The organism is Kitasatospora sp. NPDC023176 (assembly GCF_055560495.1).
In genome coordinates this window covers 1-1,844 of the sequence record NZ_JBVHIP010000092.1, presented here as the reverse complement: position 1 = coordinate 1,844, position 1,844 = coordinate 1, and the positions used below count along the sequence as shown (strand labels likewise).

Here is a 1,844-nt window from a genome sequence, read left to right as displayed (position 1 = left end):
GGCGGGTACTTCATCGGTGCGGCCATGGCAGAGGCTCCCTTCTCATGGCCCATCAGGCCATCTCCGGCAACCTTCCGCACGTCGGGGGAACCTCACCCTGTCTGAGATGCCGGAAGGCCGCCACCTGTGGGTGGCGGCCTCGTGTGCCTTCTCGGGGCCTCGGCAGCCTAGACGAGTGGCTCCGATGTGAGTGGCTGCGGCGGACAAGCTGGTGGTGACCCCCGGCGCATGGCGGACGATCTTCACAGGCACCATGGAAGCCTGACCTTGAAGGAGCGATACCCGTGAGACTTGTATCCGACCCCGCTTACGGTGAGGTGGATGTCACTGCGTCGGGGGCAGAACTGGCCTACTTGGCAAGCGTGGTGGCCAAGGGCGACGGGTTCGTAGCGTCGTCGGACGGCAACACCTTGGTGGGGATCGAAGTCAAGGAGACTCCCGGACCCGGGGTCCTGATTCACCTCGACACTCAGCGGCAGACCCTCGTGATCAGTGGTGATTCCGTCGCCAGGGCAGTCCTTGCAGATAACCTGCACGCCATGGCCGTTGCCGAGGACGGCGGTCATCTGCACATCGATTACTGCCCCGGGCATTTCTACCTGGTCGAGGGATCACTGCCGTTGGTGGTCAACAGTTCGCACGGTGGCATGCCGACTCGATGAGCAGGCCTACGGCCGATGTGATCAGTGGTCATACGCGGTCAGCGAGCGCGTGACCGGTGCGCCGATCTTGTTGTTGTGCCAGATGCCGGCGGCCATCGCCAGGACGCGCTGGGCGACCCGGATCGCGACGCCCTCGAAGGTCCGCGGCAAGGAGGCGATGCTCCTGCGGGTCGCGGAGGCGGCGTTGTCGGAGCCGTCCGGCACGGTGCGGCGGGTGATCTTCCCGGTGGTCGGCGGAGAGAAGACGCTCAAGGCCCTGGCGGCGGAGGCCGCGGCGAACGAGGCCCGCTACAGGGCCCGGGTGCGTATGCGGGCCGAGAATGGCATAAAGAGGTGAGCTGGGCCGACCGGATTATGTCGTCGTGCGCCGGATGTGCCGGAATCCTTGTTGACCTGGACTTTTCCTACTCAGGAACGGTGTGCCGCCTCGCGTCCATTGCCGGTCGCCATTGCCTGCTGTCGGGCGACCTGGCGGCCTTCGTCGCCGCCTTGGCCGGTCCGCCCCATCCGGTGCGCTCCTGGTCGACCGAGGTCGCAGGGTCCGTGACAACGACCCCGGCCCGAACCGACGGGGATCCGGCCGACCGCACGGTGCATTGATGGCGCCGTGCCTGGCCCGGCCACACCCGGCCCGGCTACCCGCCCGTCGCCGCAGCGAGTACACCCGCGCCAAGGCCGTCCAGGCCCTCCGCTCCCTCGACCTGGCGGGCGAGCCGGTGACCTTCGAGACCGTCGCGAAGCGGGCCGCAGTGTCCCGGTCCTGGCTCTATGCCCAGTCGGACCTGCGAGAGGAGATCGAGCGCCTTCGGGCAGTACACCGCCGCGACCCCAGTTCCCCGGTCCCTGCACGCCAGCGCACCTCCGACGCTTCCTTGCGGCGACGCCTCGAAGCCGCCAACGCCCGCATCCGGCGTCTCACCAAGGAGAACCAGCAACTTCGCGAGCAACTCGCCCGCGCACTCGGCGAACAACGCGCCGCGACAACTCGCACCAGCCCGCCCCGGGCAGACGCGAGCGATCCCATATCGGCGTGCACATGAATGTGCCCAGCCAGGTACGAGTGAACGGGGTCTGTCGCAGATCGTGTGTGCGCCGTGAGGCGCTGTGGTTCGAGTGGAGGTGAGAGACCTTCGCCGCTGACCCTGTCGCAGCAGGGCGGTGGAGCTGGGGGCAGCCTGATCC

Annotated in this window: 3 protein-coding genes and 1 pseudogene; 3 read left to right on the top strand and 1 reads right to left on the bottom strand. The window is 67.7% G+C overall.

What is annotated here, in order from left to right; all coding sequences use genetic code 11:
- Positions 1-284 precede the first annotated feature (284 nt).
- Positions 285-662, top strand: a complete 378-nt coding sequence (locus ACZ3YL_RS42415) for an Imm32 family immunity protein (RefSeq protein ID WP_465663195.1) — start codon at positions 285-287, stop codon at positions 660-662.
- Positions 663-683: 21 nt separating this feature from the next.
- On the opposite strand, the pseudogene ACZ3YL_RS42410 reads toward ACZ3YL_RS42415, so the two are convergent.
- Positions 684-794, bottom strand: a pseudogene (locus tag ACZ3YL_RS42410) (IS982 family transposase); the annotation flags it as partial.
- 201 nt (positions 795-995) lie between these two features.
- On the opposite strand from ACZ3YL_RS42410, the gene ACZ3YL_RS42405 reads away from it, so the two are divergent.
- Both ACZ3YL_RS42405 and ACZ3YL_RS42400 read left to right on the top strand, forming a co-directional pair.
- The gene (locus tag ACZ3YL_RS42405; protein ID WP_465663193.1) at positions 996-1,262 is read left to right on the top strand and encodes a hypothetical protein; all 267 of its coding nucleotides are present in this window, start codon (positions 996-998) and stop codon (positions 1,260-1,262) included.
- Positions 1,262-1,702, top strand: a complete 441-nt coding sequence (locus ACZ3YL_RS42400; RefSeq protein WP_465663191.1) for a DUF6262 family protein — start codon at positions 1,262-1,264, stop codon at positions 1,700-1,702. The genes ACZ3YL_RS42405 and ACZ3YL_RS42400 overlap by 1 nt, the downstream gene beginning before the upstream one ends.
- The last annotated feature ends 142 nt before the right edge of the window (positions 1,703-1,844 follow it).

Coding starts and splice junctions, on each gene's coding strand:
- ACZ3YL_RS42400 (WP_465663191.1), top strand. CDS start 1,262: ATGGCGCCGTGCCTGGCCCGGCCACACCCGGCCCGGCTACCCGCCCGT.